This window comes from Leucobacter sp. CX87 (genome assembly GCF_018682295.1).
In the GTDB taxonomy this organism is placed as follows: domain Bacteria; phylum Actinomycetota; class Actinomycetes; order Actinomycetales; family Microbacteriaceae; genus Cx-87.
Map to the genome: position 1 here is coordinate 568,351 of NZ_JAFIRI010000001.1, position 26,089 is coordinate 594,439.

27 protein-coding genes are annotated in these 26,089 nt (G+C 68.8%); 6 read left to right on the forward strand and 21 right to left on the reverse strand.

What is annotated here, in order from left to right; translation table 11 throughout:
- Positions 1 to 8 precede the first annotated feature (8 nt).
- The 5 genes from priA to KOE53_RS02740 form a co-directional block, all read right to left on the reverse strand.
- The gene (gene priA / locus KOE53_RS02720) at positions 9 to 755 is read right to left on the reverse strand and encodes a bifunctional 1-(5-phosphoribosyl)-5-((5-phosphoribosylamino)methylideneamino)imidazole-4-carboxamide isomerase/phosphoribosylanthranilate isomerase PriA (RefSeq protein WP_188044031.1); all 747 of its coding nucleotides are present in this window, start codon (positions 753 to 755) and stop codon (positions 9 to 11) included.
- Positions 756 to 825: 70 nt separating this feature from the next.
- The gene (gene hisH, locus KOE53_RS02725; protein WP_188057260.1) at positions 826 to 1,458 is read right to left on the reverse strand and encodes an imidazole glycerol phosphate synthase subunit HisH; all 633 of its coding nucleotides are present in this window, start codon (positions 1,456 to 1,458) and stop codon (positions 826 to 828) included.
- Positions 1,455 to 2,063, reverse strand: coding sequence for an imidazoleglycerol-phosphate dehydratase HisB (gene hisB, locus KOE53_RS02730; RefSeq protein WP_188044033.1), 609 nt, complete (start codon positions 2,061 to 2,063; stop codon positions 1,455 to 1,457). The genes hisH and hisB overlap by 4 nt, the downstream gene beginning before the upstream one ends.
- Positions 2,064 to 2,094: 31 nt before the next feature.
- A complete protein-coding gene (locus KOE53_RS02735) occupies positions 2,095 to 3,177 on the reverse strand; it encodes a histidinol-phosphate transaminase (RefSeq protein WP_188057261.1) in 1,083 nt (360 codons plus the stop codon).
- A 4-nt stretch (positions 3,178 to 3,181) separates the two neighbouring features.
- Complete coding sequence (locus tag KOE53_RS02740; protein ID WP_188044035.1) at positions 3,182 to 3,586, reverse strand: LysM peptidoglycan-binding domain-containing protein; 405 nt, start codon at positions 3,584 to 3,586, stop codon at positions 3,182 to 3,184.
- Positions 3,587 to 3,838: 252 nt separating this feature from the next.
- On the opposite strand from KOE53_RS02740, the gene lexA reads away from it, so the two are divergent.
- Positions 3,839 to 4,510 carry a transcriptional repressor LexA gene (gene lexA, locus KOE53_RS02745; RefSeq protein WP_188044036.1) on the forward strand — a complete coding sequence of 224 codons (672 nt, stop codon included), beginning with the start codon at positions 3,839 to 3,841 and terminating at the stop codon, positions 4,508 to 4,510.
- Here lexA and KOE53_RS02750 read toward each other — a convergent pair.
- From KOE53_RS02750 to hflX, 4 genes are all read right to left on the reverse strand, one after another.
- Positions 4,507 to 5,409, reverse strand: coding sequence for a methylenetetrahydrofolate reductase (locus KOE53_RS02750; protein ID WP_188057262.1), 903 nt, complete (start codon positions 5,407 to 5,409; stop codon positions 4,507 to 4,509). The genes lexA and KOE53_RS02750 overlap by 4 nt on opposite strands.
- The gene (locus tag KOE53_RS02755; RefSeq protein WP_353055563.1) at positions 5,406 to 6,539 is read right to left on the reverse strand and encodes a uroporphyrinogen decarboxylase/cobalamine-independent methonine synthase family protein; all 1,134 of its coding nucleotides are present in this window, start codon (positions 6,537 to 6,539) and stop codon (positions 5,406 to 5,408) included. Before KOE53_RS02755 ends, KOE53_RS02750 begins: the two co-directional genes overlap by 4 nt.
- 12 nt (positions 6,540 to 6,551) lie before the next feature.
- Positions 6,552 to 8,876, reverse strand: coding sequence for a 5-methyltetrahydropteroyltriglutamate--homocysteine S-methyltransferase (gene metE / locus KOE53_RS02760; protein WP_188057263.1), 2,325 nt, complete (start codon positions 8,874 to 8,876; stop codon positions 6,552 to 6,554).
- Between the two features lie 169 nt (positions 8,877 to 9,045).
- Positions 9,046 to 10,629: a GTPase HflX gene (gene hflX, locus KOE53_RS02765; RefSeq protein ID WP_188044042.1), complete on the reverse strand. Its 1,584-nt coding sequence runs from the start codon at positions 10,627 to 10,629 to the stop codon at positions 9,046 to 9,048.
- A 108-nt stretch (positions 10,630 to 10,737) separates the two neighbouring features.
- On the opposite strand from hflX, the gene KOE53_RS02770 reads away from it, so the two are divergent.
- The 5 genes from KOE53_RS02770 (at position 10,738) to KOE53_RS02790 (ending at position 15,889) form a co-directional block, all read left to right on the forward strand.
- A complete protein-coding gene (locus KOE53_RS02770) occupies positions 10,738 to 11,349 on the forward strand; it encodes a class I SAM-dependent methyltransferase (RefSeq protein WP_188057264.1) in 612 nt (203 codons plus the stop codon).
- A gap of 6 nt (positions 11,350 to 11,355) precedes the next feature.
- Entirely contained in the window at positions 11,356 to 12,240 is an 885-nt protein-coding gene (locus tag KOE53_RS02775) for an EamA family transporter (protein WP_241095382.1), read from the forward strand.
- On the forward strand, positions 12,237 to 12,950 hold the full coding sequence (locus KOE53_RS02780; protein WP_188057265.1) for a DNA alkylation repair protein: 714 nt from the start codon (positions 12,237 to 12,239) through the stop codon (positions 12,948 to 12,950). The genes KOE53_RS02775 and KOE53_RS02780 overlap by 4 nt, the downstream gene beginning before the upstream one ends.
- A gap of 64 nt (positions 12,951 to 13,014) precedes the next feature.
- Positions 13,015 to 14,406, forward strand: coding sequence for a M20/M25/M40 family metallo-hydrolase (locus tag KOE53_RS02785; protein WP_188057266.1), 1,392 nt, complete (start codon positions 13,015 to 13,017; stop codon positions 14,404 to 14,406).
- Positions 14,390 to 15,889, forward strand: a complete 1,500-nt coding sequence (locus KOE53_RS02790) for an MFS transporter (protein ID WP_188057267.1) — start codon at positions 14,390 to 14,392, stop codon at positions 15,887 to 15,889. Before KOE53_RS02785 ends, KOE53_RS02790 begins: the two co-directional genes overlap by 17 nt.
- A 15-nt stretch (positions 15,890 to 15,904) precedes the next feature.
- On the opposite strand, the gene KOE53_RS02795 is transcribed toward KOE53_RS02790, so the two are convergent.
- From KOE53_RS02795 to pgsA, 12 genes are all read right to left on the reverse strand, one after another.
- Positions 15,905 to 16,270, reverse strand: coding sequence for a hypothetical protein (locus KOE53_RS02795; RefSeq protein ID WP_188057268.1), 366 nt, complete (start codon positions 16,268 to 16,270; stop codon positions 15,905 to 15,907).
- Positions 16,271 to 16,330: 60 nt separating this feature from the next.
- Positions 16,331 to 16,993 carry a pyridoxamine 5'-phosphate oxidase family protein gene (locus KOE53_RS02800; RefSeq protein WP_241095383.1) on the reverse strand — a complete coding sequence of 221 codons (663 nt, stop codon included), beginning with the start codon at positions 16,991 to 16,993 and terminating at the stop codon, positions 16,331 to 16,333.
- A 122-nt stretch (positions 16,994 to 17,115) separates the two neighbouring features.
- A complete protein-coding gene (pdxR, locus tag KOE53_RS02805; RefSeq protein ID WP_188057269.1) occupies positions 17,116 to 18,573 on the reverse strand; it encodes a MocR-like pyridoxine biosynthesis transcription factor PdxR in 1,458 nt (485 codons plus the stop codon).
- Between the two features lie 105 nt (positions 18,574 to 18,678).
- Positions 18,679 to 19,560, reverse strand: a complete 882-nt coding sequence (gene dapF, locus KOE53_RS02810; protein ID WP_188057270.1) for a diaminopimelate epimerase — start codon at positions 19,558 to 19,560, stop codon at positions 18,679 to 18,681.
- Between the two features lie 9 nt (positions 19,561 to 19,569).
- Positions 19,570 to 20,526, reverse strand: a complete 957-nt coding sequence (gene miaA / locus KOE53_RS02815) for a tRNA (adenosine(37)-N6)-dimethylallyltransferase MiaA (protein WP_188044057.1) — start codon at positions 20,524 to 20,526, stop codon at positions 19,570 to 19,572.
- The gene (gene miaB / locus KOE53_RS02820; protein WP_188044058.1) at positions 20,523 to 22,064 is read right to left on the reverse strand and encodes a tRNA (N6-isopentenyl adenosine(37)-C2)-methylthiotransferase MiaB; all 1,542 of its coding nucleotides are present in this window, start codon (positions 22,062 to 22,064) and stop codon (positions 20,523 to 20,525) included. Before miaB ends, miaA begins: the two co-directional genes overlap by 4 nt.
- Positions 22,065 to 22,118: 54 nt before the next feature.
- On the reverse strand, positions 22,119 to 22,871 hold the full coding sequence (locus KOE53_RS02825) for a regulatory protein RecX (RefSeq protein ID WP_188057271.1): 753 nt from the start codon (positions 22,869 to 22,871) through the stop codon (positions 22,119 to 22,121).
- 6 nt (positions 22,872 to 22,877) lie between these two features.
- Positions 22,878 to 23,978, reverse strand: coding sequence for a recombinase RecA (gene recA / locus KOE53_RS02830; RefSeq protein WP_188044060.1), 1,101 nt, complete (start codon positions 23,976 to 23,978; stop codon positions 22,878 to 22,880).
- Between the two features lie 240 nt (positions 23,979 to 24,218).
- A complete protein-coding gene (locus KOE53_RS02835; protein WP_188044062.1) occupies positions 24,219 to 24,440 on the reverse strand; it encodes a DUF3046 domain-containing protein in 222 nt (73 codons plus the stop codon).
- Positions 24,441 to 24,443: 3 nt separating this feature from the next.
- Positions 24,444 to 24,770: a helix-turn-helix domain-containing protein gene (locus KOE53_RS02840; protein WP_188044064.1), complete on the reverse strand. Its 327-nt coding sequence runs from the start codon at positions 24,768 to 24,770 to the stop codon at positions 24,444 to 24,446.
- 164 nt (positions 24,771 to 24,934) lie between these two features.
- Positions 24,935 to 25,489, reverse strand: a complete 555-nt coding sequence (locus KOE53_RS02845; RefSeq protein WP_188057272.1) for a CinA family protein — start codon at positions 25,487 to 25,489, stop codon at positions 24,935 to 24,937.
- Positions 25,486 to 26,088, reverse strand: coding sequence for a CDP-diacylglycerol--glycerol-3-phosphate 3-phosphatidyltransferase (pgsA, locus tag KOE53_RS02850; protein WP_188057273.1), 603 nt, complete (start codon positions 26,086 to 26,088; stop codon positions 25,486 to 25,488). Before pgsA ends, KOE53_RS02845 begins: the two co-directional genes overlap by 4 nt.
- Between the last annotated feature and the right edge of the window lies 1 nt (position 26,089).

Genomic DNA, 26,089 nt, shown 5'->3' on the forward strand with positions numbered 1-26,089 from the left:
AGCCTCTGCTAGTCCCCGGCGACGTCGAGTGCGGCAGCGAGCGTGAAGGCCCCTGCGTACAGCGCCTTGCCGACGATCGCACCCTCAAGGCCGAGCGGCACGAGCTGGCGCAGTGCGGCGAGGTCGTCCAAGCTCGAGACGCCGCCCGAGGCGACGACCGGGCGGTGCGTGCGCTCGAGGACCTGCGTGAGCAGCTCGAGGTTCGGGCCGCGGAGGGTGCCGTCCTTCGTCACGTCGGTCACGACGTACCGTGCACAACCGACCTTCTCGAGGCGCTCCATGACGTCCCAGATGTTGCCGCCGTCCTCGGTCCAGCCGCGTGCCGCCAGAGTCTCGCCGCGCACGTCGAGGCCGACCGCGATGCGCTCGCCGTACCGGGCGATCACCGAGCGGGTCCACTCAGGGTTTTCGAGGGCAGCGGTGCCCAGGTTGATGCGCTTGGCGCCGAGGCCGAGCGCTGCTTCGAGGCTCGCGTCGTCGCGAATGCCTCCCGAGAGCTCAATGTTGACGCCCTTCGACTGACGAATGACCTTCCGCAGGATCGCGGCGTTGTTGCCGCGTCCGAATGCCGCGTCGAGGTCGACGAGGTGCACCCATTCGGCACCCTGCTCGATCCAGTCGAGAGCGGCGTCAACCGGGTTGCCGTAGTTGGTCTCGGTTCCGGCCTCGCCCTGGGTGAGGCGCACTGCCTTCCCATCGGCGACGTCGACCGCGGGCAGCAGCTCCAGCTTGGGGCGCTTGTTGAACTCGCTCATCGTTCCTTCTTGTTTGCAACGTGGAGGTCCGGGCCAATGGCCTCGCGGCCGCACGGAACAAGACACCAGCCTAGCCCAGGCTGCGGACCCAATTCTCAAGCAGCCGGATCCCGGGCTCACCCGACTTCTCGGGGTGGAACTGGGTCGCCGACAACGGGCCATCCTCGACGGCGGCGATGAACCGTTCACCGTGCTCGGCCCAGCTCACGCGGGCCGTCTCGGGTGCGCCCGCGGCGGTGTCCCATTCGGTCGCCGCGTTCGAGTGTACGAAGTAGAAACGTTCGTTCTCGATGCCGTCGAAGAGCACCGATCCTGCCGCCACCTCGACCGTGTTCCAGCCCATGTGCGGCAGCACCGGCGCCTCGAGCTCACGAACGGTGCCCGGCCAGCGAGCGAGGCCTGCGGTCTCAGCGCCGCGCTCGATGCCGCGGGAGAACAGAATCTGCTCGCCGACGCAGATGCCGAGCACCGGGCTGCCGGCGTCGAGCCGCCGCGCGATGATGGCGTCACCAGTCACGCTCTCGAGCTGCCGCATGACGGCGTCAAACGCACCGACGCCGGGAACCAACAGCCCGTCGGCCTCGGCGATCTCGACGGGGTCCCGGGTCAGGCTGACCTCGGCGCCGGCGCGCACCAGCGCTTTCACCGCAGAGTGCACATTGCCGGAACCGTACTCGAGGACGGCGACGCGCGGCAGGCTCACAGTGCGCCCTTGGTGGAGGGCACCCCCGCGACCCGCGGGTCCAGTTCCTTTGCCTGTCGGAAAGCGCGCGCGAACGCCTTGAACTCCGCCTCGGCGATGTGGTGCGGGTCGCGACCCTCGACGAGACGGACGTGCACCGTCAGGCGCGCGTTCAGCGTGATGGCCTCGAAGAAGTGACGCACCATTGAACCGGTGAAGTGACCGCCGATGAGGTGAAACTCGAAGCCGGCGGGCTCGCCGCTGTGCACGAGGTAGGGGCGCCCCGAGATGTCGACGACCGCCTGCGCGAGCGCCTCATCGAGCGGCACGAGGGCATCGCCGTACCGCGAGATCCCGCTCTTATCGCCGAGCGCCTCGAGCAGGGCCTGGCCGAGCAGGATCCCGGTGTCCTCGACGGTGTGGTGCACGTCGATGTGGATGTCACCCTTCGCGCGCACCGTGAGGTCGGTGAGCGAGTGGCGGGCGAACGCCGTCAGCATGTGATCGAAGAACGGCACGCCGGTCTCGATATCCGACTCGCCCGTGCCATCGAGGTTCACGGAAACGGTGATCTGGGACTCGCTCGTCGCACGCTCAAGCGTTGCGGTGCGGGGGGCTGCGCTCATGTGCACCATCCTAGCCAGAACGCCGGTCGCCCTAGCGGTCGTTCGGCGCCAGTTCGGTGAGCGCCGCGATCAGCGTCGTCGTCTCGGCTTCGGTTCCCGCCGTCATCCGCAGGTGGCCCTCGATCGCGAGATCGCGAATCAGGATGCCGCGTTCGCGAAGCGCCGTGAACGTCGCCGCCGGGTCAGCGAAGCCGCCGACGAGCAGGAAGTTCGCACCCGAGTCGTGGACGCGATAGCCGAGTTCCAGGAGCGCGACGGCGAGGCGGTCGCGCTGCACGCGAATGTCGGCCACCGTCGCGAGCATGGGGCCCGCGTGCCGGACGGCGGTGGTGGCCGCCGCCTGGGTGAGCGCGGACAGGTGGTAGGGCAGGCGCACCAGGCGGAGGGCGTCGACCACGGCGGCGTCCGCGGCGAGATAGCCGAGCCGCACGCCGGCGAAGGCGAACGCCTTGCTCATCGTGCGCGAGACCAGCAGGCGGGGGCGTCCGGGCAGCAGGGCGATCGCGCTCGGGTTCTCCGCGTCGAACTCGGCATACGCCTCGTCGACGATCAGGATCCCGTCGGTGGCGTCGTACGCCGCCGTAATGACGTCGGCCGTCGTCGTCGTGCCGGTCGGGTTGTTCGGCGTGCAGATGATCGTGATCGAAGGAGCGTGCTCGCGAATCGCCGCCTCGACGAACTCGGCGTCGAGCGCGTAGCCCTCGGGCCGCTCGATGCCGATCCATTCGGTGTCGGTTCCCGCGGCGAGCAAGGGGTACATCGAGTAGGTCGGGGTGAAGCTCAGGAGCGAACGACCCGGGCCACCGAACGCCTGCAGCACCTGCTGCAGCACCTCGTTCGACCCGTTGGCGGCCCACAACTGCGCTGCGGTCAGGCCGTGACCGAGATAGCCGGCGAGTCCCTCGCGCAGCTCGGTCGCCTCGCGATCGGGGTATCGGTTCACCCCGCGCACCGCCTCGACCAGGGCTGCTGCGATGTCCGCCACGACCTCTTCGGGCAGCGGATGGGTGTTCTCGTTGACGTTCAGGCTCACGGGCACGGCGTCTTGCGGTGCCCCATAGGGGCGCTTGCCCACCAGGTTGTCGCGGAGGGGAAGATCACTCAGGCTGGTCACCCAGCTAGTCTACGAGACCCGACCCCTTGACGACGCTCGGGTTGTCGGAGAACCGCAGCGGTACGGCCAGGGTCTGCCCGACCTCAACGTCGGAGCCCCCCAGCTGGTTCAGGCGCACGATCTCAGAGATCAGGTCGCGCGGATCGGCCTTCGGATCGAGCCCGCTCGAAATCTGCCAGAGCGAGTCGCCCGGCTGAACGACAAGGTAGCCGAACTCCTGCTGGCTCGACTCGCTCGACGCCTGGGCCTGAGCTGCGCCGAAGACCGCGCCGAACACGACGACGCCGAGGACGAGCAGCGATACGAACGCCGCAAGCACGATGCGCCCGCGGCGGGTAATCCGCAGCCGGGTGCGGGCGGTGGCTGATGACGCCGACATGCCCGACACGGGCAGTGAGATGACAGACATTGTTCCTCCTCGATCAGTACGTTCGAGACGCTCCGCACCAGTTCGATGCGAACATTTGTTTCGAATGTATCTTCGAACAAACGATTTCGCAAGCTCAAATTCGAACATCGTGACGATATATTCCTTGCGACACTCGAACAGATGTTTGTTTTTGCTCGAACATTGGGGCTAGTGTTTCGAACACGAGCTCACTGAACCACGGACCACCGACATTGACGTTTGCGCGGTGGTTCCGCCCGAAAGGACTGCACTATGGCCAGCTCCTCCACCCGGTCGAATGGCCGCGGTAAGCCGCTTTCCGAGAAGCAGCGGGCGATTCTCGAGTTCATCTCGCGCTCGGTCGAGAGCCGCGGCTATCCGCCGAGCATGCGCGAGATCGGCGACGCGGTCGGCCTCGCGTCACTGTCGAGCGTGACCCACCAGCTCGGCAACCTTGAGCTCGGCGGCTACATTCGCCGCGACCCAAACCGACCGCGCGCGCTCGAGGTGCTGGTCGAACTCGCCGAAAGCCGCAGCGCCCGCGAGGCCGAGAACGGCCCCGAGACCGGTGAAGCTCGCCTGGTTCCCCTCGTCGGCAGAATCGCCGCCGGCATTCCGATCACGGCCGAGCAGCAGGTCGAGGAGCTCGTGCCGCTCCCCCGCCAAATCGTCGGCGGCGGTCAGCTCTTCATGCTCCGCGTCGTCGGAGACTCGATGATCGATGCGGCGATCTGCGACGGCGACTACGTGGTGATCCGCCAGCAGAACACCGCCGAGAACGGCGACATCGTCGCCGCGATGCTCGACGAGGAAGCCACCGTCAAGGTCTTCCGGCAGCGCGACGGCCACACCTGGCTGCTCCCGCGCAACAGCGCGTTCGAACCCATCCTGGGCGACCACGCCGACATTCTCGGCAAGGTCGTAGCGGTCTTCCGCTCGGTCTAGGCCCGCACCGGGTCAGGGGTCAGCAGCCCGAGCTCTCGCAGCACCGCGAGCACCTGCTCGTGCCGGTTGAAGGTGTACAGGTGGATCGAGGGAGCGCCGCCCGCCAAAAGCTCGCGGGAAAGCGCGAGCGTGAACTCGACCCCGAGCTCGGGGGCGTACCCGCCCGCCTCTTCCAGCGCACGCTCGAGCGTTGCCGGCGCCGGTCGTCCGGCGAGCTGAGCCACACGACGCAGCTGCGCCGACGTCGACACCGGCATCAGCCCCGGCAGCACCGGGATCGTCAGCCCGGCCGCGCGCGCCTCGTCGACGAAGCCCAGGTATTCCTCCGCATGGAAGAACAGCTGCGTGATCGCGAGCGACGCCCCCGCCTCCTGCTTCGCGACGAGCCAGTCGAGGTCGGCCGAACGCGACCGCGTCGACGGGTGCCCGTTGGGGTACGCCGCCACGGCGGTGCGCCCCACGCTCGTAAACGCCGGGCGTTCGGAACGCACCTGCGTGACAAGGGCGGTGAGCTCGGCCGCCGAGATTGCGGAGGCAACGTCCGCCTCGCTCTGGCCCGCCGGCGGGTCGCCCCGCAGCGCCAAGAAGTCGTGAATGCCCGAGTCCATGAAGGCGTTGATCTGACGCCGTAGCTCGTCCCGGTCGTCCCCCACGGTCGTGAGGTGCGCGAGCGGCAACGCGTCGGTGTGCCGGCGCAGGTACTGCAACAGCTCCAGCGTGGCGTCTCGGTTCGTCCCGTTCGCGCCGTACGTCACCGAGATGAAGTCGGGCTCGGCCGCCGAGAGGTGCTGCACCGCGTGGCCGAGCGCGAGCGCCGCCGACGGCGTGCGGGCGGGAAACACCTCGAACGAGAATCGGGCGAGGGTTGGGCGGGATCCGGTGAGCAGCAGGGCGTTCACGAGGCAACCCCCGCGAGCTCGGCGCGTGCCAGCTCGGTGCCCCGAACGCGGGTCGCGATCTTCGCGAACGCCACCTCACGCGCAAAATCCGCCGAGCCATGACGCGGCTTGTCGTCGATGACGTACGGCGAGAAGCCGCAGTCGTCCGTTGAGCCGAGCCGCTCGGGCGGGACGAACCGGGCCGCCCGCACCAGTTGGTCGCGCACCTCCTCAGCCGTCTCGAGCCTCGGTGTGAGCGGGTTTGTGACGCCCAAGCGCACGTGCGGGGCCCGTTCACCCAGGCGAGTGATCTCGCGCCCCACGAGCGCGGCAACGCGATCGGGGTCGCGCTCGCTCGCCGCCTGCACGAGGAAGTACCCGGCCTCGATCTGGAACAGCTCCGGGATCAGTTCCGCGTAGTCCACCTCGGCGCTGTGCGCCGAGTCCCGGTCGCTTCCGGGACAGGTATGGACGCCGATCCTGGCGCGATCCTCGGCCGAGAACCGGTCGAGCACGCGGTTGATCAGCTCGATGAACCCACCGAGGCGCTCGCGGCCCGCCCACGGCTGCCGGGCGTCACGGCTCAGCGCAAGCCGGCCCTCGGTGAAGTCGATCGACACCCGGGTCGCGCCCGCAGCGAAGGCCCCGCCGATGTCGTCCGCGCACGCGTCGACCAGGTCGTCGTGGAACCGCTCGCGCGGGTAGTCCGGCAGCGCTCCCTCGAAGGGGTACATGAGCGACAGCATCGCGGGCGAGACGACCGCCTGCTTGAGCGGCAGATCGGTGTGCTGCCGGGCCAGGGTCAGGTCGTCCGCGGCCCATGCCCGGTACCGAAATGGCCCGAACGTCAGCCGAGGAAGCACGCGGTGATGCCCGTCCGCGAAGACCGCGAACACGTTCGCCGCGGCCTCCGCAGCGTCGTTGGCCCCTGAACCGCCGAGCGGATAGCTCGCGAAACTCTGCCGACGCTGCTCGCCGTCAGTGATGAGCGGCGACCCCGTCTCAGCAAAGCGGGCCAGCGTATCGGCGACGGCGTGATCCTGCTCGACTTGCAGCAGCGCAGGATCGGCGAGGCCCGCCTCGACGTCCAGCACCGTCCGCTGCAGACGCGACGGGCGCGGGATCGAGCCGACTGGTTCAGTGGGCAACACGACGGTGATCTCCTAGGCGCCGCGCACGGCGTGGGCCGCGCGCACGAGGTTGGTCAGGCTCTCGACGGTCTCGGCATAGCCGCGGGTCTTCAAGCCGCAATCGGGGTTCACCCAGAGCTGCTGACCGGGGACGTGCGCCGTGGCGATGCCGAGCAATTCGGTGAGCTCCTCGACGCTGGGCACGCGGGGCGAATGGATGTCGTAGACCCCCGGGCCGATCCCGCGTGAGAAACCCGTGCGACCGATCGGCTCAACGACGTCCATGCGGCTGCGCGCGGCCTCGATGCTCGTGACGTCGGCGTCAAGGCCGTCGACCGCGTCGATGATCTCGCCGAACTCCGAGTAACAGAGGTGCGTGTGGATCTGCACTCCCGCGGCCGCCGAACCCGTGGCGAGACGGAAGGCGCCCACCGACCAATCGAGATACGCGGCCTGACGGTCGGCATCGAGCGGCAGGAGTTCGCGCAGCGCCGGCTCGTCCACCTGGACAATGCCGGTGCCGGCCGCCGCCAGGTCGTCGATCTCGTCGCGCAGGGCGAGCGCGACCTGGGACGCCGTCTCACCGAGCGGCTGGTCGTCGCGAACGAAGGACCAGGCCAGGATCGTGACGGGACCCGTCAGCATGCCCTTCACCGGCTTCTCAGTGAGGGACTGGGCGTAGCTCGTCCATGCCACCGTGATCGGCGCGGGGCGCGACACATCGCCCCACAGGATCGAGGGCCGCGTCGCGCGTGTGCCATATGACTGCACCCAGCCGTGCTCGGTGACCGCGAAGCCGTCGAGGTGCTCGGCGAAGTACTGCACCATGTCGTTGCGCTCGGCCTCGCCGTGCACGAGGACATCGAGACCGATCTCCTCCTGCAGGCGGATGACGCGTGCGATCTCCTCGCGGAGGAAGCCGTCGTAGGCCACCTGGTCGATTTCGCCGCGGGTGAAGGCCGCACGTGCGGTGCGAATCTCGGTGGTCTGCGGGAAAGACCCGATGGTCGTCGTGGCGAGCTGGGGGATGCCGAGCGCCGCCTGCGCAGCGTGGCGATCGGCGTTCGCGGCGCGGTTGCGATCGGCCAAGCCGACTGCCGCCGCGCGGGCGCGCACGCCGCCGTCGCGCACCCCTGGGGCCGCGGCCCGGTCGGCCAGTGCCGCGTCGGTGTCGGCAAGCTCGACCTCGATGGCGTCACCGCCCTCGGCGAGTCCCTTGGCCAGGATCACGACCTGCTCGACCTTCTGGTCGGCGAACGCGAGCCAGGACGCGAGGCGGACGTCAAGCTTTGACTCCTCGTCAACGTCGTGCGGGACGTGTTGCAGGCTGACGGCGGTACCCGCGACGACCGCGATACCCGCATCCGCAAGCCGGGTCAGGGTGGCGAACGCCGCGCGCGAGTCGGTGCGCCAGACGTTTCGACCGTCGACCACGCCGGCGACGAGCTGAGTGCCCGCGAAGGCCTCGGCGAGCTCCCCCGAGGCGAGTGCTGATTCCGGCAACGTGCCGCGCACGAGGTCCGCCTGCACCGCCTCGACCGGGAGCCGGCCCAGTCGGGCCAGCGCCCGGGAGCTGTCGCCGTAGGGCGCGGTCAGCAGGATCGCGGGCCGGCTCGTGCGCACCTCGGCGGCGCCGAGCTGCGCGTAGGCGCGCTCCACGAGCGAAGCGATCTCTTCGCGCGACACGCTCAGCGAGTCCGAGACGAGCGCCGGCTCGTCGAGCTGCACCCAGGCAGCCCCGGCGGCGGCGAGTTCACGCAGCAGCTCGGCGTAGACCGGCACGAGCTCGTCGAGGCGCTCGATCGGGCGGAATCCCTCGGGCGCACCGTCTGCGGGCTTCGCGAGCAGCAGGAAGGTGACCGGGCCGACGAGCACCGGGCGCGACTCGACGCCGTCCTCGCGCGCTTCGGCGACGAGGGCCGTCAGCGCCGACGCGTTCGCCGCGAACGGCGTCTCGGCGTCGATCTCAGGCACGCTGAAGTGATAGTTCGTGTCGAACCACTTCGTCATCTCGAGGGGCTGGCGGTCGCGGTCACCGCGGGCGAGGGCGAAGGTGCGCTCAAGTGGGCTCCCCTCAATGCCGCGGAAGCGCTCGGGGATGGCGCCGACGGCGACGAGGGCGTCGAGCACCTGGTCGTAGTAGCTGAAGCTCTCGGGGATCGCCCCGCCGGTCGCGGAGAGGCCCAGGCCGGTCAGCCGGGCGCGCGTCGTCCGGCGCAGCGTCCGCGCGACGCCCTCGAGATCGGCCTGGGTCGAGGCGCCCTTCCAGAACGACTCGATCGCGCGCTTGAGCTCGCGACGGCGGCCGAGGCGGGGGTAGCCCAGGATGGTGGCGGGGGGAAGCAAGGGGGCAGACATCGGTGGCGGGTCCTCTGCAGTTGCTGCGTGGGCCGGGCTGACATTCCTGACAGGATCCCGGCGCCGTCGGGGTGAAATCCCTGGCGACAGGCCCAAGCTAACAACCGCATCGGCGCGCACGCACGCATGTGTCGTCCCGCGACATCACACGACGCAACACGGCGAAACGCTACGTCATATAGGGCGAAAGCTTGGCCAACATCTCGCCAGAAACAAACGCGTGCACGCGCGTGCCGTCCTCGACGTACTCGGTGTTCACCACCCGGTTGCGCTCGTGCATTTCAGCGACGAGTCCCCCCTTGTCGTAGGGCACCACGACGGTGACCTCGATGTCGGGCATGGGGAGGGTCGCGTCGATGCGCTCCTTGAGTTCCCGGAGGCCCTCGCCTGTGCGCGCGGAGACAAACACGGCGTCGGGGGCGAGCCCGTGCATGAGCAGGCGGCGGTCGTCGTCGATGAGGTCGGCCTTGTTGACCACCACGATCTCGGGGATCGCCTTGGCGTCTACCTCGGCGATGACATCGCGCACGGTTTTCAGCTGCGCTTCGGGGTCGGGGTGCGAGCCGTCGACGACGTGCAGGATCACATCGGCATCAGCGACCTCCTCGAAGGTCGAGCGGAACGCCTCGACCAGCTGATGCGGGAGGTTGCGCACAAAGCCCACCGTGTCGCTGTACGTGAAGGTGCGCCCGTCGGCGGTCTCGGACTGGCGCACGGCCGTGTCCAGGGTCGCGAACAGCTCGTTCTGCACGAGCTCGGCCGAACCGGTCAACCGGTTCAGCAGGCTCGACTTGCCGGCGTTCGTGTAGCCGGCGATGGCGACTGACGGCACCTCGCCGCGCTTGCGGTTCGCGCGCTTCGCGTCGCGGGCCGGAGTCATCTCCTTAATCTGCTTGCGCAGCTTGGCGATGCGCGTGTTGATCTTTCGGCGATCGAGCTCCATCTGCGTCTCGCCGGGGCCGCGCGAGCCCATGCCCGCGCCGGCACTACCGACCTGGCCACCGGCCTGGCGCGACATCGACTCGCCCCAGCCGCGCAGACGCGGCAGGAGGTACTGCAGCTGGGCGAGCTCGACCTGAGCCTTGCCCTCTCGGCTCTTCGCGTGCTGGCTGAAGATGTCGAGGATGACGGCGGTGCGGTCGATGACCTTCACTTTGACGACGTCCTCGAGCGCGCGGCGCTGGCTGGGCGCAAGTTCGGTGTCGGCGACCACGGTGTCCGCCTTCTGCGCGGCGACAAGTTCGGCGAGATCTGCGGCCTTGCCCTTGCCGAGGAAGGTCGCGGGATCTGGCTTGAGTCGACGCTGCAGCAGGCCGTCCAGCACCGTCGCCCCGGCGGTCTCGGCAAGCGCGGCGAGCTCGCGCAGCGAGTTCTCCGCCTCCTCGAGCCCGCGGGTCTGCGGGTAGATGCCGATCAAGATAATGTTCTCGATCCGCAACTCGCGGTTCTCAACCTCGGTGACGTCCTCGAGCTCCGTCGAGAGACTGCGCACACGCTTGAGCGACGCACGATCCTCGCGCTCCATGCGGATCGCGTCGAGATCGCTTGCGAGCTGATCGTGCGTGTCTGAGCCGAGCGCCTGGGCCCGGCCGTCGAGCACACCGCCCGAGCGGATCACGGGCGCCGGGTCTGACCCCGCGGCACGACCGATCACGCGATCAAGCAGGGCGTCCGTGCTGTCAGTACCCGATTCCTGGCTTGCAGCGGCCTCGTCGGTGGTTTCTCCGCGCTCGCGCGATTCGTGCTTCGTCATCTTCGTCCCAGTCTACGGGGCGCACGCGCCCATTTCGCGGGGAGCAGAATGCGGCTGCGCGCAGGATCCTGCCGGTGCCAGCCCCCACTCAATGGGATACTGGCTGACATGACGGATTCCGGGCAGCAGCACTATTTCTCAGCGACCCCGGAGGGCGAGTTCAAGACCCGCACCATCACGGCCGAACTCGCGGGCGCGCCCCGCGAACTCACCACCGCCGGCAGCACCTTCAGCCCCGAGCACCTCGACCAGGGCACCGAGATCCTGCTGCGCAAGATCCCCGAGGCCGAGGGTACCGGGGCGATTCTCGACCTCGGCTGCGGCTGGGGGCCCATCGCGCTCGCTGCGGCGCTCGAGGCGCCAGAGGTGACGGTCTGGGCGCTCGACGTCAACGAGCGCGCGCTCGAGCTGACGCGCCGCAACGCCCAGGCGCTCGGACTCGAAAACGTCCGCGCCGTGACGGCTGCTGAGATTCCCGACGATCTTCGCTTTGACGAGATTCGCTCGAACCCGCCGATTCGTGTGGGCAAGGAGGTCCTGCACGAGCTGCTGCGCACCTGGCTGCCGCGCCTCGTCCCCGGGGGCGTCGCCTACCTGGTTGTCGCGAAGCACCTCGGCGCCGACTCACTGCAGCGCTGGCTCGCCGAGGAGTTCCCCGAGCTCGAGGTGTACCGCCTCGGTCGCGACAAGGGCTTCCACATCATCTGCGCACAGGCGTAAACGCCCGTGGTCAACGGTCCGATGCGGCGCCTGGGCGCCCAGGGCCCGGCGCTCGTCATCCTGGCGCTGCTCTGCCAAGAGGTCGGCGCCTCGTTCGCGATCCTGGTCTTTCCCGTGGCCGGGCCGGTTGGCATGGTCGCCATTCGCCTGTGGTTCTCGGCGATCGTGCTCTGGATCCTGGTGCGCCCGAAGCTTCGCGGGCTGAGCCCCGCCGCTTGGCGGACGGTGCTCGGCTATGGCCTCGTGCTCACCGCAATGAACCTCACGTTCTATCTCTCGCTCGAGCGGCTGCCGCTCGGCACCGCGGTCACGATCGAAGTGCTCGGCCCGCTCGCGCTCAGCGTCATCACGGGGCGGCGCTGGCTGAGCCTCCTGTGGGCGCTCGTCGCGTTCGGCGGCGTCATGCTGCTGAGCTGGCAGCCGAACGCCGAACCGCTTGACCCCATTGGCGTCGGCTTCGCGCTCGCCGCCGCGGTGATGTGGGCGAGCTACATCCTGATGACGAAGCGCACGACCGAACACTTCAGCGGCATGACGGGGTTCACCCTCGGCATGACGGTCGGCGCGATCGTCGTCACCCCGCTCGCCGCGGCGACCACCGGGGCGAGCCTTTTCGAGCCGAACGTGCTCCTGATCGGCATCGCGATCGCGCTGCTTTCATCGGCCATCCCCTACGGGCTCGAGATGCGCGCGCTGCGTGTGCTGCCCGCGAGCACGTTCTCGGTGCTGCTCGCGCTGGCCCCCGCCATCGCCGCGCTCACCGGCGCGATCGTGCTGCAGCAGCACCTCACCCTCGCGGCCTATCTGGGAATCGCACTTGTCACCCTCGCCGGCATCGGCGCGGTGCGGGCTCGGCGTAGTCTGGAACAATCAGTCGAGGAGGCGCCATGAGCACATCAGTAGATTCCACCTATGACACGCAGGTTGCCGAGCTGCTGGCCGAGCTCGAATCGCTCGAGAACCCGAAGATGCGCGCCGTGAACGAAAAGCACGGCGACGACCACGGCGTGAACCTCGGCCAGCTTCGGGCCATCGCCAAGCGACTGAAGCCACAACCCGACCTCGCACGCGAGCTCTGGCGCACCGACGTGACGGCGGCGCAGCTGCTCTCGATCCTCATCAGCCGCCCCAAGCTGTTCACCGCCGACGAGCTCGATCAGATGCTGCGGGAAGCCCGTGCTCCCAAGGTGCACGGCTGGCTCGTCGAGTACATCGTGAAGAAGGGCCCGCACAAGGAAGGGCTCCGGAGGCTCTGGATGAATGATGCAGACCCCGTCGTCGCCAGCGCCGGCTGGGCGCTCACCAGTGAGCGTGCGGCCAAAGCCCCGGAAGGTCTCGACCTCCCCGCCCTCCTCGACACGATCGAGGCGGAGATGGTCGCCGCGCCCGAGCGCCTGCAATGGGCGATGAACCAGTGCCTCGCCGAGATCGGGATCGCGCACCCCGAGCTGCGCCCGCGCGCGCTCGACATCGGCGAGCGGCTCGAGGTACTGAAGGACTATCCCACCCCTCCGGGTTGCACCTCCCCCTTTGCGCCCGCCTGGATCCAAGAGATCGTGCGCCGCAACGAGGAAAAGGCACTCGCCGCGGGCGTCGTCTAGCGGGAAGCCACAACAACCGCGCGCGACTGCGGCGAGCGCTCCCTCCGCCACTACGCTGGCAGCCATGAGTGTCGTCGTCGCCCCACGTCAGGGATCAGCAGAGCGCCTGTCGCGCATGATCCAGCTGCCCACGGTCTCCGCCGAGTTGGCCGAGCGCGGGCGGGAGCCGTTCGAGGCGTTCGTCCTGCTCCTTGAGGAGCTGTACCCGCTCACCCACGCGGCGCTCGCGCGCGAGCGCATCACCGACTTCGGCCTCCTGTTTCGCTGGCCCGGGCAGGACGCGACGGCCGCGCCAGTCGTCCTGATGGCGCACTACGACGTCGTGCCGGTCGACGAGTCGGACGCCTGGACCTATCCGCCGTTCGCTGGCCGCATCGAGGGCGAGTTCGTGTACGGGCGCGGCGCGCTCGACGACAAGGGCCCGCTGCTCGTGATCCTGGAAGCGGTGGAGAACCTGCTCGCCTCAGGGTTCACCCCCGCCCGCGACGTCTACCTCTCGTTCGGCGGGAACGAAGAGAGCTTTGGCGACGCCGCGATTTCCATCGCGCAGACCTTCCAGGATCGCGGCATCGTGCCGTGGCTGGTGCTTGACGAGGGCGGGGCGGTTGTCGACGCGCCACTCCCGTTTGTCCAGGGCACCGCGGCCATGATCGGTGTGGGCGAGAAGGGTATTGCGACCGTGCGCCTCTCGGCTCGCGGCGACGGCGGGCACGCCTCTGCCCCGCCCAAGATCACCGCGGTGGGCCGCGTCTCCCGCGCCGTGCATCGGGTCACCCCCAGCACGTTCCCGGTGCGCACCCCCGCCGCAATCTCGCGCATGCTACAGCTCTTCTCCAACCGCACCCCGGGGCCCGCGCGGGCGCTCCTCCGGATCCTCGCCGCGGCGCGACCGCTCACGGGAGTGGTCTTCGCGGCCCTCGGCGGAGAGCCCGCGGCGCTCGTGCGCACGACGGTCGCCCCGACCATGCTGTCGGGAGGAACCGCGTCGAACGTGCTGCCCTCGCAGGCGAGTGCCACCATCAACCTGCGCATCGCCCTCGGCGAGACGGTGGCTGGGACGGCAGCGCGGATCCGGCGCCGTGTGCGCGACCCCTTGGTGTCCGTCGAGGTCGTCGAGGGCAGCGAGCCCTCGCCCGAGTCCGCGACGAACAATGCGCAATTCGCGATGCTCGCGCGCGCGGTGGGGGTCTCTCACCCCGAGGCGCAGGCGGTGCCGTACGTGATGATGGCGGCGACCGATTCGCGCCACTTCCACCGTTTCACGCCCGCCGTCTACCGCTTTGCGCCGCTCGCGATGTCCTCCGAGCTCCGAGCGACCATTCACGGCGTCGACGAGCGGGTGGCGATCGCCGAGCTCGCGCGCGGGGAACGCTTCCATCGCGAACTCATCGAACGGCTCGCGCCCGACACAAAGCGAGCAGCGACTGCAAGGGAGCAGTATGAGCACAACGGCTAAGTCCAGCACCACTCATGTCGCGAAGGTGACGCTGGGCACCCTTGCCAGCGTCGTCGGCTTTCTCGCCTTCGTTGAGTTCACGAGCGGGATCCTGCAGGGGTATTACACGCCCATGCTTACGGACATCGCGAGGCACCTCGGCATCCACGACGCCGACGTGAACTGGCTCGAAGGCTCGCAGCTCATGCTCTCTGCCCTCGTCGTGCCCGCCTTCGCGAAACTCGGCGACATGTATGGGCACAAGCGGATGCTCCTTATCTCGACCGCGCTCACCGCCGCAGCCTCGCTCGCGCTGCCCTTCACCGATTCGTTCGCGGTGTTCCTGGTGGCGTGGGCTCTCCAGGGCTTCTACGTCGTCTGGCTGCCCCTCGAGATCGCGCTGATCTGGTCTCGCAGCCGCGGGCGGGAGGGGCGTTCTCTCCTCACCGCCCGGTCCGCCGGCCTGCTCGTCGCCGCCCTCGAAGCGGGCGCCATCACCGGCGCGCTCCTGGGCGGTCAGCTCGTCGACACGCTGCCGCTGCGCGCCGTTTTGCTCGTCCCGGCAATCTGCGTCGTGCTGTGCTTCTTCGTGATCCTGTTCGGGGTGAAGGAGTCACCCGAGCAGACCCGCGGCAAGCTCGACCTCGTCGGGCTCAGCCTCATCTCGATCGCGCTCATCGCGTTCACGGGCGGCCTCAGCCTCATGCGACTGATGGGGCCGGGCAGCCTCGTCCCGTGGGGTGTCACCCTGCTCGGGGTACTCCTGGTTATTCCGTTCGCGCGCTGGGAGCTCAAGCACCCCGATCCGCTGATCGACGTGCGCATGTTCCGCTCCCCCGCGCTCGCCCCGGTGTTCCTCACCGCGGGACTCTTCGGCGTGAGCGTGCTCGGCGCCCAAGCTCCCCTGTCCACCTTCGCGCGGACCGACCCCGCCGAGGTCGGCTACGGTCTCGGCACCACCGGGTTCAGCACCTCGCTCATCATGGGCTTCTATCTCGTGGCCATGATCGTCGGCGCCCTCCTCTTCCCGAAGTTTGCGCGGCTCGCGACCCCGCGCGTCACTCTGATCTTCGCGGCCGCCCTCGTCGGCGTCGGCTACCTGCTGTTCGTGCCGTTCCACGGCAGCTACCTGCAGGTCACGATCAACATGGTCATCGCGGGCATCGGCTCGGGAGCACTCGTCGCCTCGCTGCCGGCCGCAGCGGCCGCCGCAGCCCCCGCGACACAGACGGGCGTCGCAACCGGGCTCACCAACTCGGTCAAGACCGTTGGTGGCGCGATCGCCTCCTGCGTCTTCGGCATCGCCCTCATGCAGGGAGTCGCGGGGGGCGCGTCAGAAACCGCGGGTTCACTCTCGGGCTATGTCACGGTGTGGCTCGTGTGTGGCCTGACCGCGCTCGCCGCAGCGGTGCTGCTGTGCTTCGTGCCGAAGAACGCGTTCCAGGATCAGTCAGCGGACGCGGTGCTGCCGTTGGGCGCGGCTTCGCCGTCTAGCGCCGCGTAAGGGTCGCCGGAAGTGCTACGCCGAGGTGCCCGCGCGCAGGTCGTCCAGAATCTCCGGCGCGAACGAGATCGTGTCGTGCACGGTGTGGACGAGGAGGCCGAGCCCCGGGGCGATGCCTGAGACGATGTCGCCGGCGCGCTTGGTCACTGCGAACCCTGCGAGCGCCGCAGTCTTCCTGAGCGCCTCGGTCGATGCCGCGACCACCATGAACGGCACACCCTCGATGTCCACGAACACGGGAGTGACCCCGGCCTCGCTGGGGTCAGTAGACGAGGGCAGCGCGACACTCAGCCCCAGAAACTCCGCGGCGAGCTCCGGTAGTTCCAGCCGGCCGGCCTTCGCTTCGCCAATCAATCGTTCCATGATGTCGTGATCGCTCATGCCCGCACTTTCCCTCGAGGTCACCCCTATTCTGCCAGGCTCCCCCGAGGGCGCGGCCCGCTAGACGATTCCGCGCGGGTTTCCGACGAATGCCGCCACTGAGGGCGGCACCGCGATGCCCGCGCGCAGGTCAGGCGCAGCCTCAGCCGTCGCACGCTGCGGCGCGAGCCGGATGACCCCGCCCCAGGCGTCCCCCGCGACGTCACGATCGTCGTCCTCGGCCCAGCCGTCCGAGATGCGCAGCGACCAGTCCGTGATCGGCATTTCAAGCAGCAGCGTGGCGGCGAGCTCTTTGCGCGAATTGCCGCGCAGTTCTTCGGACCGGCCGGGCAGGATCCGGTCTGTGAGCTGCACGAGCGCCGCGTCCAGGCGCTCGGGCTCCACCCGCGTGAAACGGCCGAAGAACACCGCGCTCTGGTAGTGAATCGAGGACTCGAACATCGAACGGGCCACAAGCACGCCGTTGAGGCGCGTGATGGTAACGCACGCGTCTTGCTCCTGGACCGCGCGCATCCAGCGAGAGCCGGTCGAGCCGTGGATGAGGAGCTTGTCGTCCTGGACCGCGAACGCCGTCGGCATCACCATGGGTCGCCCGTCGACGCTCAGCCCGACGTGGGCGAGCACCGTATCTGAGAGGAGCTGGTCCAGCGCGCCGCGGTCGCGGCTCATCAGTTCCGGCATCCGTTGCGGCTGCAGGTTCGGGCTTGAGGGTGCCTGGGTCATGACGTGTTCCTGTTCATATCTGTGCGCGCAGAGAAAGCCCTGCCCACCCAGAGTGGCCGAAGGCGGTCCCCCGCAACATGCCAGAACGAGTCGATACCACCGGACCAATTCTGACGAACCGCTCAGCTCTGCTGCGGCACCGGATCCAGCCTGGCCGCGCAGACTGCGCGGACGGCCTCGAGGCCCGCCGTGAGGCGCGGGATCGACTCCGCTCCGTACCCAATGACAAGCCCGTTCGCTCCTGGATTGCCGGAGGAGAACCCGCCCAGACTCTCCAGCCGCACTCCCCGCTCCGCCAGTTCGCGCACCAGCGCTCCGGCGTCAAGCTCGCGAGGCAAGGGGACGACGACGTGGAGCCCGCCCTCCGCGCCCGCCACGGGAATGCCGCCGGCACCGAGCACGCGCAAGACGAGGTCTCGGCGGTGCCGGTATTCGCGCTTGTTCCGCGCCACCGTGCGCTTGAAGTCGCCGTTCGACAGGTAGTCAGCCAGTGCGATCTGGGTGTGTGCGGACACGCTCGCCCCCGCGACAATGCGTGTGCCGGCGATCGCCTCACGCAGCGCGCCCGAGGCCCTGGGAAGCACAATCATTCCGCAGCGCAGCGACGGCGACAGCACCTTGTTGAGGGTCGCGATGTAGACGGTGATGCCGTGCGGGTCAAGCGACGCCATGGCGGGCAGCGCGGCCCCCGCATGCCGAAACTCGCTGTCGTAGTCGTCCTCGATGATGGTGACGTCGTGCCGGTGCGCCCAGTCGATCAGCGCCAGCCGCTCGTCCGCCGGGATCCTGCCCCCCAGCGGGTACTGATGGCTCGGCGTGAGCATCACCGCGTCGAGGCGGACGCGCCGGTGCAGCTCGGCGAGGTCGCGCACGGAGGTGCCATCGACCCCGACCGGCAGCGGGAAGAGCTCCGCCCCGGCACGCGACAGCGCCGCGGCACCCTCGGGATACCCGGGATCTTCCACGGCGATGCGGGACGACGCCCCGCCGCGCGCTTCGCGCATCGCGAGCCCCACCAGCAGCAGGGCTTCGGACGTCCCGGACGTGACGACCACGTCGTCCGCAGCGCAAGCCAGCCCCCGCGACACTCGAGCGTGCGTCGCGAATGCCTCGCGGAGGTGCGGGTCGCCGAGCGGATCGACCGAGTCCGAACTCCAGGGCACCCGCGCGGCGCGCGACAGCGCACGCACCCACGCCCGCGGCGCTTCGAGCGGGGCGAACGGTCGGCCCGCCGTCAGGTCGATTGGACGGGTCGATGGCACGCTCGCCCGCTCGGGCGCGCGGGGCGGAAGGCTAGCCGGAAGCGCTGTGTCCACCACCCAGCTCGGCAGCGTCGCCGAAACTCGGGTGCCCGCCCCCTGCCGGCTCTCGAGGAACGCCTCGCCCACGAGCTGCTCGTAGGCACCGACGACGACCGAGCGTGAGACGCCGAGCCGTTCGGCAAACGCGCGACTGGCGGGCACTGGCTCCCCCGGCCGCATGTGCCCCGCGGCGATCGCCGAGCGCAGCCCGCGCAGCAATTGCTCCGTCAGGGAGATCTCCGCGCCGCGGTCGATCGTGATCTGGGGAAAGGTGTCCATCGCGGCGCCCATCGTCGGGAAAATTGGTCTGCCAGAGCCTACCAAACTCGCCCGTTCACGGGACCACTGCACTCAGGCAGGATCCTGCTGCCCGTCCGCCGCGCGCTAGAGCGCAGGCAGCTGAATCTCGCCGCGGTACACGAGCTCTGCGGGGCCCGACAGCGAGACGTGCTCCCCCTCTTCCGTGGGGAACATGCGCACCGCGAGGCGCCCGCCGGGAATCTCGACACTCCAGCTGTTGGGCATGCCCTCGCCGCCCCAGTGCCGGAAGGCAAGCGCGGCCGCCGCAGTCCCGGTGCCGCACGAGAGGGTCTCGCCGACCCCGCGCTCGTGCACGCGCATCTTGATGCGCGCGACACCGTTGCTCACGAGCGGCTCTTCCGCGACGACAAATTCAACGTTCGCGCCATTCTCGGGCGTCGGATCAAGCACGGGGGCCACGCCGAGATCAATCGCATCCAGCTCGCCCTCGTGTGCGAGCGCCGTGACGACGTGGGGGTTGCCGAGGTCGATGCCGAGGCCCGGTCGGGCGACTTCGAGGCCCCGTGCGGCGACGAGGCGCTCCGGCGCGAGCCTCCAGCGACCAAGGTCGACCGTGTAGCCGGAGGCGCCCACCAGGACGTCCTTGACGCCCGCGCGGGTGCCGATCGGCAGTGTGTCGCGGCGCTCGGGCGCGACCAGGCCCTCCGAGATCAGGTAGTGCGCGTACACCCGCACCCCGTTGCCGCACATTTCGGCAGGCGTGCCGTCCGCGTTCCAATAGTCCATGAACCACTCGGCGTCCGGCTCCTCCGCCAGCACCGCCGCGCCCTCGGGAATCGCCCGCGAGCGCACGGCGCGAATGAACCCGTCTGCCCCCACCCCGAAGTGCCGGTCGCAGAGCCAGGAGATCTGCTCGGGGCTGAGGCTCAGCTCGCCCTCTGGGTCGGTGACGAGCACGAAGTCGTTGCCGGTGCCGTGGCCCTTGGTGAACGCGAGGGTAGTCATCCCCCAATTCTAGGCCGCGCGGAGCTCAGCCCACGCCTCCAGCAGCCGACGCATCACCTCAGGGTCGGAGCTTTCGGCGCTCGACACCCAGTGCACGTCGGGGAGCCGCTTGAACCAGCTCACCTGGCGACGCGCGTAGCGGCGGGTGAGCGCCTGCGTCGAGGCGATGGCCTCCGCCTCGCTGAGCTCACCGTTCAATTGTGCGAGCGCCTGCGCATAGCCGATCGCGCGCGATGCGGTCGGGCCCGCTGCGAGCCCCTCGGCGGCAAGCGCCTGCGCCTCGTCGAGCAGTCCCTCGGCCCACATCGCGTCGACGCGGCGGTCGAGCCGCTCGACGAGCACCGGGCGCTCCTCGTGCACGCCGACCACGAGACTCGGCCGCAATGGCACGGGCGCCTCGGGCAAGGATTCGGCGATCGGATGCCCGGTCACTTCCAGCACCTCGAGCGCGCGCACGACGCGGCGGGAGTTCTGCAGGTCGACGGTCGTTTCCGCAGCGGGATCGAGCGCGCGCAAGCGGTCGACCAGCGCGCGGAGTCCGCGCTCGATGAGGTCAGCCTCGAGTCGGGCGCGCACCACGGGGTCCGCGCCCGGAAAACGGAAGTCGTACAGGGCTGAGTTCACGTAGAGGCCGCTCCCGCCCACCAGGATCGGCACGTTTCCGCGCTCCCCGATCTCGTCGGCTGCGGCGCGGGCTGCCGGCTGGTACGCGGCGACCGTCGCTTCCTCTCGCACCTGCAGCACGTCGAAGAGGTGGTGCGGGATGCCCCGGCGCTCGCTCACGGGAAGCTTCGCGGTGCCGATGTCCATGCCGCGGTAGAGCTGCATGGCGTCGGCGTTGATGACCTCAGCGCCGAGCGCCTCCGCGTCGGCAAGTGCCTCGGCAAGCGCCAGCGCGAGCGCGCTTTTGCCCGTGCCTGTCGCACCGACCACCGCGATGAGCGGCGGGGGCGTGCGAGCGGTCATGCCCGGCGGACCGGGAGCCCGAGGCTCACGGGGCGCCGTTCTCCGGGTGCCGTGGGTGCGGGTGCGCCGCAGCTGTCGGCCTGCCGGCGGTCCCAAGCGTCACCGGCGCGGGTACGCCGAACGGCGTACGGCCCGGCCGGCGCGTGGTCGGCGATGAGGAAGTGCGGCGCGGCGCCCGAAATCAGCACCGTGACCACGTCACCCGGGCGCGGCACCTCTGCGCCGACCGGCACCTCGAAGTGCACGAGCCGCGAGTCTTCCGCGCGCCCCGACAGACGATGCGTCTGCTCGTCTTTGCGTCCCTCTCCGGCGGCCACGAGCACGTGCACCTCGCGGCCGATCTGGGCCTGGTTCTCCTCGTGCGAAATGCGCTCCTGCAGCTCAGCAAGGCGCACATACCGCTCCTGCACGACTGCTTTCGGCACTTGGTCGGCCATGGTGGCCGCTGGGGTGCCGGGGCGAATGGAGTATTGGTAAGTGAAAGCCGTCGCGAACCGCGAAGCCTCGACGACCCGCATGGTCTCGAGGAAGTCCGCCTCGGTTTCGCCGGGGAAACCCACGATGATGTCGGTGCTGATGGCGGCCTCGGGCATGCGCTCGCGCACGCGGTCGAGGATGCCGAGGAACTTCTTGCTGCGATACGAGCGACGCATCGCTTTGAGGAGCGCGTCCGAGCCCGACTGCAGGGGCATGTGGAGCTGCGGCATGACGTTGGGAGTCTCCGCCATCGCGTCGATGACGTCGTCCGTGAACGCCGCCGGGTGGGGGCTCGTGAATCGCACTCGCTCCAGGCCCTCGATCGCCCCCACTGCGCGCAACAGCTTGCTGAACGCGAAGCGATCGCCGAACTCGACGCCGTAGCTGTTGACGTTCTGCCCGAGCAGCGTGACCTCGATAGCCCCGTCGTCGACGAGCGCCTGCACCTCAGCAAGAATCTCGCCCGGGCGCCGATCCTTCTCCTTGCCGCGAAGGGTCGGCACGATGCAGAACGTGCACGTGTTGTTGCACCCCACTGAGATCGAGACCCAGCCGCTCGCAGCGGAGTCCCGCTTGGTCGGCAGGGTCGAGGGGAAAGTCTCGAGCGACTCGAGGATCTCGATCTGGGCCTCGGCGTTGTGGCGGGCCCGCTCGAGCAGGGCGGGGAGGGAACCCATGTTGTGGGTGCCGAAGACGACGTCGACCCACGGCGCCTTTTTCAGGATGACGCCCTGGTCCTTCTGGGCCAGGCATCCGCCGACCGCGATCTGCATTCCGTCGGGTCGTTCGCGCTTCTCGCTCGCGAGCTGGCCCAGGTTGCCGTAGAGCTTGTTGTCGGCGTTCTCGCGCACCGCGCAGGTATTAATGACCACCACGTCGGCGTCGGAGCCATCCGTCGAGGCAACATACCCGGCGGCCTCGAGCGAACCCGAGAGCCGCTCGGAGTCGTGCACGTTCATCTGGCAGCCGAAGGTGCGCACGTAGTAGGTGCGCGCACTCCCGTCCGCCCGCACGGCTGCTGGCGACGGCGAGATCTGAGGCGCTGCGGTTGCGGTCGTCATAGCCCTCATTCTATCGACGGACGCGGCTCGTTCCTCGCCACCGGAGCCCCTGCGCTATCGGCGCAGACCCACGGACTCAAGCGCCTCGTTCACGGCACTGCGCGCGGACTCGCCCGACCAACCGCGACGGGCGAGGAAGCCGAGCAGACGGCGCTCAGCTGTCACTCGGTCGAGATCACGCATGCGGCCGACCCGCTGCAGTGCGGCCTCCCGCACGAGCGCGACCTCGTCCTCGGCGTCCAACGCCGAAAGTGCTGCCTCGATCTCAACGTCGGGAAGCAATCGTTCCATGAGCTTGCGTCGAATCTGCGAACGACTCGCCTTGCTGCGCTCGCGGAGCGAAGAAGTGAGGGCGCGCGCTAGGTCTGCGTCGTCCAAGTAGCCGCTGCGGGAGAACTCAGCAAGAACGTCCTCCACTTCGGACTCGTCGTGCCCCAAGTCGAGCAGAGCACGCCTCACCTCGCCGGTCGAGCGAGCCCGGCGGGCGAGCACCCGCACCCCGTCCTCGGTCGCCGTGCGGGTCGGCGCGGAGATCTGCTCCGAGCCTCCCGCATCGGTGACCGCTCGGGGGCGACTGGACTGACGCTCGCTGGGAGCCCGGACTGCACTCAAGCGACGACGGGCTTCCTTGCGCGGAGGCTCGTCACCACCGGAGTCGCCCGGCCAGTGCTCGGCGTCGGTGCGTGCGACGGCGCCGAGCAACCGGCTGCGCAACTCGACCACCTCCGCGAGCCCCTCGCGCTCAGGCGCCGGATCGGGGTTCGCCTGTGCGTCCCGATCCGGCACCGGGAGAAACCGAACGACCATCGCGGGCTACGCGCCGATCCGTACCGGGGTGTCCCCCGCACCAGCGGTCTTAGCGGCCTTCGCGGCCTTCGCCGCTTCAAGGGCCGCGGCGTTCGCCGCGTCGACGGCGACCTGGCCGACGCCGAGCTTGACGAGGATCTTGTCCTCGATCTCTTGCGCGGTGTCGGGGTGCGAGAGCAGGAAACGACGAGCGTTCTCCATGCCCTGACCGAGCTGATCGCCGTTGTAGGTGAACCACGAGCCACTCTTCTTGACGATCTCGTGCTCGACACCGTAGTCGATCAGCGAGCCCTCGCGCGAGATGCCCGTGCCGTAGAGAATATCGAACTCGGCCTGCTTGAAGGGCGGGGCCATCTTGTTCTTGACGACCTTGACGCGGGTGCGGTTACCGACTGCGTCGGTGCCGTCCTTGAGCGTCTGAATGCGACGAATGTCGAGGCGAACCGACGCATAGAACTTCAGCGCCTTGCCACCGGCGGTCGTCTCGGGGCTCCCAAACATCACGCCGATCTTCTCGCGCAGCTGGTTAATGAAGATGATGGTGGTGTTCGTCTGGCTCAAGCCACCCGTAATCTTGCGCAGCGCCTGAGACATGAGGCGGGCCTGGAGGCCGACGTGACTGTCACCCATCTCGCCCTCGATCTCGGCCTTCGGCACGAGCGCGGCGACGGAGTCAATCACGATGAGATCGATCGAGCCGGATCGAATCAGCATGTCGGCGATCTCAAGCGCCTGCTCACCGGTGTCCGGCTGAGAAACGAGAAGCGCGTCGATGTCGACGCCAAGCTTCTGCGCGTAGGCGGGGTCGAGGGCGTGCTCCGCGTCAATGAAAGCCGCGATGCCACCCGCGCGCTGCGCGTTCGCAATTGCGTGCAGCGTCAGCGTCGTCTTGCCCGAAGACTCGGGCCCGTAGATCTCGACGACACGGCCGCGCGGCAGCCCGCCAATGCCGAGCGCGACGTCCAGCGCGATCGAACCGGTGGAGATGACCTCGACGGGCGCCCGCTCGTTGCTGCCGAGCCGCATCACCGAGCCCTTGCCGAACTGGCGATCGATCTGCGCGAGGGCCGATTCGAGGGACTTCTCGCGATCCTTGGGTGATGCCATAGTGCGTCTCCGATTCTTGCGGGCGGCTGAGCCACCGGGTTGCTGCCTACCGACTGTCGTGCACCGAGGTGGTGCTAACAAGGCTGGTGTCTGATGCCTGTAACGCTAGATCGCACCACCGACATTGAGCCGGGAGAATGCAATCTGCGCACAAGTCGCAATCAGGTTCACCTGTGAGTGACGATAGCAACCATCGAACACATATTCGAAGAACGCGCGGCGTGTCGCAAGAAAAACGGGTTAGGAGGGCGGGTCGACCAGGCCCCGGCCATGACGGCGGGAGACGGGGATTTGCAGGTCCTCACACAGGGCAATCCAGGCTTCGCGGGGACGGACGCCACGCGTCAGCGCGTCATCGACCGTTCCATCCAGCTGAGCGAGCCAGTGGTCGCGCGCGAGCACTCCCGCGTGCGCCTCGCCAAACTCTTCCGCCATCGCGCGACGGAACTCACTGAGCTTCACCTGCTACTGGCGCGCCATCAGCTCGCGGCCATAGCCAGAAACGAGATCGGCGGGAACCGTATCGGGGACACGGTCGCCCAGCTGGGCGCTCAGGCCCTCAACCAGAGCGAGGCGTCCGCTCACCTCACCCATGATCACGGAAAGAGGAGTATTGAGCGCGTCGGCAACCGCGGCGAGAATCTCGCTCGAAGCTTCCTTCTGGCCGCGCTCCACTTCGCTCAGGTAGCCGAGCGCAACGCTCGCCTCACCTGCGACCTGACGAAGGGTGCGACCCTTTTCCAGGCGGAAGTCACGCAGCACATCGCCAATCTCCTGACGCACTAGCACCATGTGCAACCTCCTCATTCACAACGATCTTGGATCGTTCGGGTTCTCTACCGTACTCCGAATACCTGCCATCAGCCTATTCGGTTCACCCGACATTTCACCTCGGGCGACACTGACTGTAACCACAGAATCCGCCGGGGTATTCCTGAGCATGAGCTGAATCTGCGTCAGAAGAGCTCAGCATTACCCCCGCGCGGTCCTCCCGATGGCGTGAGGCCCCTGAGTTCGTGATCCAGCGCGGCCAGCGCGGCCGCTACCGTGGCCGCGCGAATCTCCGCCCGCGAGCCGTCGAGCTGAAGCTCCACCGCACGCTCCCCCAGCGCTGAGCTCACTCCCACCCAAACCGTGCCCACCGGAGCCCCGGTCTGCGGGTCAGCATCGGGGCCGGCGACCCCGGTCGTCGCCAGTCCGACGTCCGCGGACAGCAGCTCGCCTTTCGGTCCAGGGACCGCGCACGCCCGGCGCACCCCGGCGGCCATCTGACGCGCGACTTCTGCATCGACTGGTCCGGTACGAGCCAGCAGCTCGCGGTCCACCCCGAGCAGGGTTGCTTTCAGCGCGGAGTCGTACGCGACGACGCCACCCGAGACGACAAGCGACGCGCCCGGAACTTCGATCAGCGCGGCGGCGAGCAGACCACCGGTCAGCGATTCCGCGACGGCGAGGCGCACCCCGAGCTCGGTGGCCCGCAGGATCGCGGTCGACGCGGCGGGCTTAGTCATGCAGCCGGCGACTTGCTCGGGTTTCGTCCGCGCAGGCGCCCCAGCTCGTAGTCAATGCCGCTCGCGATGGTGAGCACGACAGCGATCGTCATGGTGACCACGTTGATGGCCCAGAAGGTCACGGCGGGCCAGGAGCCCGCAGCAAAGAGACTGGCGAACGGGAACAGCGCGAACGCGATGGCCACCGACTGGGCGACCGTCTTGAGCTTGCCCATCCACGCGGCTGCCACGACGACCGAGTGCGCTTCGAAGAGCCGCTGCACGGTCACTCCGATCTCGCGGATCAACACGATAGCGGTGACCCACCACGGCAGCTCCGCGAGGATCGAGAGGCCGACCAGCGCCGCCCCCGTTAGGAACTTGTCCGCGATCGGGTCGAGGAGCTTGCCCAGGTCGGTGATGAGATGGTGCTTACGGGCGAGATAGCCGTCCCACGCGTCGGTCGCGATGGCGATCACGAAGAACGCCCCGGCCGCCCAGCGCAGGGCGCCCAGCTGTCCGTTGTCGGCCAGCAGCATCCAGATGAAGAACGGGGTGGCAACGATCCGCGCCGCCGTGATGATGTTGGGGGCGTTCCAGTTCGAGGGCTTCGCGGTCATA